5 protein-coding genes and 1 tRNA gene are annotated in these 6,289 nt (G+C 56.8%); 5 read left to right on the top strand and 1 reads right to left on the bottom strand.

From position 1 onward, the window contains the following. Nucleotides 1-39 precede the first annotated feature (39 nt). Nucleotides 40-113: transfer RNA gene (locus tag JWR17_RS24930), tRNA-Cys, on the bottom strand. Between the two features lie 530 nt (nt 114-643). Here JWR17_RS24930 and JWR17_RS24925 point away from each other — a divergent pair. Genes JWR17_RS24925 through JWR17_RS24905 form a run of 5 tightly spaced genes read left to right on the top strand, consistent with a single transcriptional unit; the run spans nt 644 to nt 6,278 of the window. Then, nucleotides 644-1,756, top strand: a complete 1,113-nt coding sequence (locus JWR17_RS24925; RefSeq protein ID WP_299835826.1) for a methyl-accepting chemotaxis protein — start codon at nt 644-646, stop codon at nt 1,754-1,756. Between the two features lie 10 nt (nt 1,757-1,766). Continuing rightward, nucleotides 1,767-2,135: a response regulator gene (locus JWR17_RS24920; protein ID WP_299835822.1), complete on the top strand. Its 369-nt coding sequence runs from the start codon at nt 1,767-1,769 to the stop codon at nt 2,133-2,135. Nucleotides 2,136-2,147: 12 nt separating this feature from the next. Continuing rightward, nucleotides 2,148-2,471: an STAS domain-containing protein gene (locus JWR17_RS24915; protein WP_299835821.1), complete on the top strand. Its 324-nt coding sequence runs from the start codon at nt 2,148-2,150 to the stop codon at nt 2,469-2,471. A gap of 55 nt (nt 2,472-2,526) precedes the next feature. Continuing rightward, nucleotides 2,527-4,623 (top strand): chemotaxis protein CheA, encoded by a 2,097-nt coding sequence (locus JWR17_RS24910; protein ID WP_299835819.1) that lies wholly within the window; start codon nt 2,527-2,529, stop codon nt 4,621-4,623. Next, the gene (locus JWR17_RS24905) at nt 4,620-6,278 is read left to right on the top strand and encodes a methyl-accepting chemotaxis protein (RefSeq protein ID WP_299835817.1); all 1,659 of its coding nucleotides are present in this window, start codon (nt 4,620-4,622) and stop codon (nt 6,276-6,278) included. Before JWR17_RS24910 ends, JWR17_RS24905 begins: the two co-directional genes overlap by 4 nt. Nucleotides 6,279-6,289 lie beyond the last annotated feature (11 nt).

Below are 6,289 nucleotides of genomic sequence, written 5' to 3'. Positions count from 1 at the left end.
AAGCTCCGTAAATCATGGATCTACGGAGCTTGTTTATGATGGAGGCCGAGGTCGGAATCGAACCGGCGTAGGCGGATTTGCAATCCGCAGCATAACCATTTTGCTACTCGGCCCCAAACGTCCAATGCCAAAATCGCTGACACTAAACGCATACAACTTCGAGTTGAACGAGAGACGTTAATCTGTCTCTCAACCCTTTGAAATCTATAGGTTTTTCTGCATTCCCACATCAGGAATGGACGCAATTTTGGACTTGTTCGCCGGGCATGTCAAGAACCGAGGGGAAATAATTCCGGATACCGGTATCAGGCCATTGGCAGCGCTCATGCCGACTCGATAACTCCGCTGTTGACCCAACCGAGCCGGTTGCCGCAAAGAGACTCACCCGATTACCTATAGTTCACGCGACTTAGCAAAAAATGGCGCCACTCGTCTGACAAACGCCTAAAGTTGTGATCAAGTCAGCAGATATAGCTGATAGCCATCAAGCGCTAACCCCAACGATTAGGGAAAAGAGATGCCCACTCATCCATCGTACGGCGAGTCCGATTCCACCCCTCCCCGCTCCGCGGCCTTTTTCTGGCTGCCTTCAGTGATCTCGATTATCGGCTGCGGGGGACTGTTAACCCTGGCGGGCCTGCAGATGTCGGCATTGCTATGGACTGCTGGACTGCTACTGGTTGGAATCATCGCAGGTTTCTGGAGCGCCAATCGCCAAAGCCTGCTTCTTTCCCGAGCGGTGGCTCACGCATTGAGGGCTGACCATGCCGCCTTGCAGTTGCAGCATTCCACTGCTGCGGTCGGCGGCCTTGAAGCGGTATGCCTGGAAGCGGTGCCGATCTGGGCCAAGCAAGTTGAAAGCTCACGCCAGCAAACCGAGACCGCGATTGTCGAGTTAAGCAGCCGCTTCTACGCTATTTCCAATCGGTTGCAGGAAACCGTCAACGCCTCGCAGTCGGCGGCCGGTAATTTGTCTGGCAAATCCGAGGGCAGCGCCCTTGAAGTGTTGGCGCAGAGCGACAGCGAACTGGTGAAGGTTATCGATTCCCTGAAAGCCAGCCAATATAGCCGCGATCAAATGCTGGCTCAGGTCCACAACCTCACCGCCTACACTGGCGAATTGCGGACCATGGCCGCTGAAGTTGCGGCAATCGCGCAACAAACCAACTTGCTGGCACTGAACGCCGCCATCGAGGCGGCGCGTGCCGGGGAAGCGGGACGTGGCTTCGCGGTGGTAGCTGATGCGGTCCGTACGCTGTCGAGCCAGTCCAGCGAGACCGGGCAAAAAATGTCGGCCAAGGTCGACATCATCAATGGCGCGATTACCCAACTGGTGCAGGCCGCCTCCAGCAGCTCTGACGATGACAACGACTCTGTCGCCAGTTCCCAAGTCAGCATCCAGCGGGTGCTTGAACGCTTCAAAAACATCACCGGGCGCCTGTCAGACTCGGCAGCTTTGCTCCAGCAGGAAAGCGTCGGTATCCACAACGAGGTGACTGAGGTTCTGGTCAGCTTGCAATTCCAGGACCGGGTCAGTCAGATCCTGGCTCATGTGCGCAATAACATGCAGGCGCTGCACGGTCGGCTCCAGGCTTCACGCAGGAATCCCGGCCAACCGATGGAGATCGACGCCGACGCCTGGTTGGCCGAGATGGAACTCACTTACGCTACCGACGAACAGCGCCAGAACCACCGTGGCAGTAATACGTCGATCGGTACGCACGCTTCGGCGAGCGCTGAAATCACTTTTTTCTAGGAACTCAATCGTGGCTAAAAACATAATGGTCGTGGACGACTCCAGCAGCGTCCGCCAAGTCGTCAGCATCACGTTGAAAAGCGCGGGCTACGACGTGACTGAGGCCAGCGACGGTAAGGATGCATTGAGCAAACTCACCGGACAAAAAGTTCACTTGATTATCAGCGACGTGAACATGCCAAACATGGACGGCATCACCTTCGTCAAAGAAGTGAAGAAGCTGGCCCACTATAAATTTACGCCGATCATCATGCTGACTACCGAATCCCAGGAATCTAAGAAAGCCGAAGGCCAGGCCGCTGGTGCACGTGCCTGGGTGGTCAAGCCTTTCCAGCCCGCGCAGATGCTGGCGGCTGTCGCCAAACTGATCATGCCCTAAGGAATAGTGGCCATGCCGATCATTTGCGACATCTACGCTGGCATTGCGCATTTGCGTATTGAAGGTGAGATGACCATCTACACCGCCGCCGAACTGGCCACCCAATTAATGCCGTTCCTGGCACCGTCCAGCGAGTTGGAAATCGACCTGTCGCAAGTGACTGAAATAGACAGTTCTGGCGTGCAACTGCTGATGCTCGCCAAGCGCGAAGCCCAGCAGTCGGGCTGCCCCATGCGCTTGGTCGAGCACAGTCAGGCCGTGCTTGAAACCTTTGAGTTGTGTGACCTATCAGGTTATTTCGGTGATCTACCGGTGCGGTCTACCACCAGTCACTGAACGGCTTGGCACCTCAGCAGTAAATCCGAAAGCTCGGAGTAAAAAGGACTTCATCGTGACGATTAACCTCGATCAAGCGCAGCAAACGTTCATCGTTGAAGCCCGCGAACTGCTTCAGGACATGGAAACGTCATTACTGCGTCTTGAAAACCAGCCTGACGACAGCGACACCCTGGGCGCGATTTTCCGCGCGGCGCATACCATTAAGGGCTCGGCCGGTTTATTCGGCCTGATGCCAATTGTCGGGTTTACCCATATCGTCGAAGACGTGCTGGACCGCCTGCGCGATGGCGCGGTGACTGCCGACGCAACGCTAATCGCTCTGATGTTGAAAAGTGCCGACCATATGCTGGAGTTGGTTGAGGTGGTCGCAGGACAAGGCGGCACGTTAAGCCAGGCTGCAAATGACCGTGAAGCCCTCCTACGCGGGGGCCTGCAGGCGTACCAGGCATCCCCGCAAATCAGCGCATCGAGCGCAGTTGCGGTCGATACATCGGCTGACCAAACCCAAGCCACGGGCGGGTCAGCGCTCTGGCACATTTCCCTGCGCTTCGGCAACGACGTTTTCCGTAACGGCATGGACCCGCTGTCGTTCCTGCGCTACCTCAATACTTTGGGTGAAATCGTCTACATCAGCACCCTGACTGACACGTTTCCCAGCCTGGAAGCGTTCGACCCCGAGAGCTGCTACCTGGGCTTCGAAATTGACTTCCGCTCCGACGCCACCCTGACCACCATTACCGAAGCTTTCGACTTCGTGCGTGACGATTGTGTGATCCATATCCTTGCCCCGCACCCCCACGACACCGTGTTGCCGCCATCTGAGATTTCCAGCGAACCTTGCGCGGTCGAGCCCGTCATCGTGCAGCCACCTGCGGACAAACAAACGGCGCTGCAAGAGACCAAGGGCAAGGAAGGTAACTTCGTCCGGGTCAACGCCGACAAGCTCGACGAACTGATCAATCTGGTCGGTGAGCTGGTCATTGCCAGCGCCGGGGCGAGCCTGCTTGCGCGCAGCAGCCATAGCAGTCCGTTGCAGGAATCCACTTCGGTGGTCTCGGGACTGGTCGAAGAAATTCTCGATGGCGCGCTACGCCTGCGGATGATTCCCATCGGTGACACCTTCAACCGGTTTCGACGGGTGGTACGTGATGTCAGCCAGGAATTAGGCAAGGACATCGATCTGGTTATCAGCGGTGCGGACACTGAATTGGATAAAACCGTGGTTGAGAAAATCGGCGACCCGTTGATGCACTTGCTGCGTAACGCCATGGACCACGGCATAGAATCACCTGAGGTGCGGCTGACAGCGGGCAAGCCGGCCAAGGGTCGTCTGCACCTGAATGCTTATCACGACTCGGGCAGCATTGTTTTGGAAATTGCCGACGACGGCGCCGGGCTTAATCGCGACCGGATCTTACAAAAGGCTCAGGAGCGGGGCCTGGTAGCGGCCTCGGCAACGCCTACAGATAATGAAATCTACAACCTGATTTTCGAGCCGGGATTTTCCACCGCAGAGGCCGTGACCAACCTGTCGGGGCGCGGCGTTGGCATGGACGTGGTCAAGCGTAACATCACCCTGCTGCGGGGCACGGTTGACCTGGACAGCCAGCCGGGTCAAGGCACGCTGATCAGAATTCGCCTGCCGTTGACCCTGGCAATCATCAACGGCTTTTTGGTCGGTATCGGTCCGGCAAGCTATGTGATCCCGCTGGACATGGTCCAGGAATGCATAGAACTCAGCGAAGACAAACGCCAGCAGGCCCGAGAAAGCAGTTACCTGGACCTGCGCGGTGAAGTGCTGCCGCTGGTTTATTTGCGCGATCATTTCAACCACGACGGCCAACCGGTGCGCCGCGAAAACGTCGTGGTGGTCCGCTGTGCCGAACACAAGGCTGGACTGGTAGTGGATGACTTGCTGGGTGAATTCCAGACGGTCATCAAGCCCCTCGGCAAACTCTTCAGCGCACTGCGGGGTATCAGCGGCTCGACCATTCTCGGCAGCGGAGCCGTCGCATTGATTCTAGACGTGCCCGCGCTGCTGGCGCACATCGTCCAGCTTGAAACCCGACAGACCTCAACACCCCCACAACATCTTGCCCTTACTCGCCAAGCAGGCACCCGCACTGCGCATGGAGGAATCATCCAATGACATGGTTTTACGATCTCAGGATAGCGACCAAATTAATCGCCTCGTTCCTCGTAGTGCTCGCGCTTACTGCATTGATCGGTGTGTTTTCAATCCTCCAGCTGGGCGAGGTCAACAGCAGCTCGGTCGAGATGCGTGATGACTGGATGCCGTCAATCCGAGCGGCCTCGAGCATGAGTTTCTTCGTTGCCAACCACCGGATCAAGGAGACGCGATACATTCTGGCCGATTCTGCCGCCGAGAAAGCTCAGTTGGAGCAAGAAGCTGCGGATTCAAGAAAAGAGGTGGAATCGCGCAAATCCAGCTATGAGCCGCTGATTTCAAACCCGGAAGAGCGTGGTTTGTTCGACGTATTTGTTGCGGACTGGGCGACTTATCTCGAAATCAGTAAAAAACTGCTGCACGCCTCACGGGAAACGGTCGATGGCGATGCAAAAGCATTATTCAACGGCGAGTCCAAACGTGCTTTCGACCAAGTCATAGTTGACCTCGAAAAGCTGGTGGCCTTGAATGATACCGGCGCGGCGGCTGCCAGCCAGCGCGGCGGTGATCTGTATATCAGCTCGAGGCTGTCCATCATCGCCGCATTGATTGCCGCGCTGGTGGTTGGCTTGTTGCTCGCCCTGCTCATCTCACGCATCATCTCCCGCCCATTGAAACTGGCCGCTACCATTGCCAACCAATTGGCCGACGGCAATCTCAGCGTGCACATTGAGCCCGGCTCGAAAGATGAAACCGGCATGGTGCTCAATGCCATGCACACCATGGTTGGCAAGCTGTCGCACATTATCGGCGAAGTACGCAACGCCGCCGACAATCTGGCCAGCGCGTCGGAGCAGGTCAGCGCAACGGCCCAATCCATGAGCCAGGCCACCAGCGAACAAGCCGCCAGTGTCGAAGAAACCAGTGCATCCATCGAACAGATGAGCGCGAGCATCAATCAGAACACCGAAAACGCCAAGGTCACTGACGGCATGGCCAGCAAGGCGGCCAAGGAAGCTACGGACGGCGGGCAATCGGTTCAACAGACCGTTGTAGCGATGAAAAAAATCGCTCAGCGCATCAGCATTATTGATGACATTGCCTATCAAACCAACTTGTTGGCGCTGAACGCTGCTATCGAAGCGGCACGGGCTGGCGAGCATGGCAAAGGCTTCGCGGTAGTGGCGGCAGAAGTGCGAAAACTGGCCGAGCGTAGCCAAGTGGCGGCACAGGAAATTGGCGAGTTATCCGGCAGCAGTGTCGAGTTGGCGGAGCGCGCGGGCAAGCTGTTGGACGAAATGGTCCCGTCGATCAACAAGACTTCGGACCTGGTTCAAGAGATCAGTGCGGCTTCAGAAGAACAGGCTGCTGGTGTGGCGCAGATCAATACTGCCATGACTCAACTCAATCAAGTCACCCAGCAAAATGCCTCAAGCAGTGAAGAATTGGCGGCCACCGCCGAAGAAATGAGTAGTCAGGCCGAGCAACTGCAACAAGCGATGAGTTTTTTCACTCTTGATGCCGCAACCCATGCAGCCAAACCGGTTCACGGGATCAGCAAGCCCGCCCACAACAATCCCAACGCGAGCCGCAAACAGCCTCGTCCCGCCCAGCTCAGCCGCTCGTTTGCCCAGCAAACCGCCGGCCCTGACGAAACCGAATTCACCCGGTTCTGACGGGTTCGATT

The organism is Pseudomonas sp. (genome assembly GCF_028293835.1).
GTDB lineage: Bacteria > Pseudomonadota > Gammaproteobacteria > Pseudomonadales > Pseudomonadaceae > Aquipseudomonas.
This window is presented reverse-complemented; position numbering and strand designations above follow the sequence as displayed.

Bases quoted from the DNA above. Each gene is read 5' to 3' on its own strand.
- JWR17_RS24925 (WP_299835826.1), top strand. From the start codon at position 644: ATGTCGGCATTGCTATGGACTGCTGGACTGCTACTGGTTGGAATCATC.
- JWR17_RS24915 (WP_299835821.1), top strand. From the start codon at position 2,148: ATGCCGATCATTTGCGACATCTACGCTGGCATTGCGCATTTGCGTATT.
- JWR17_RS24905 (WP_299835817.1), top strand. From the start codon at position 4,620: ATGACATGGTTTTACGATCTCAGGATAGCGACCAAATTAATCGCCTCG.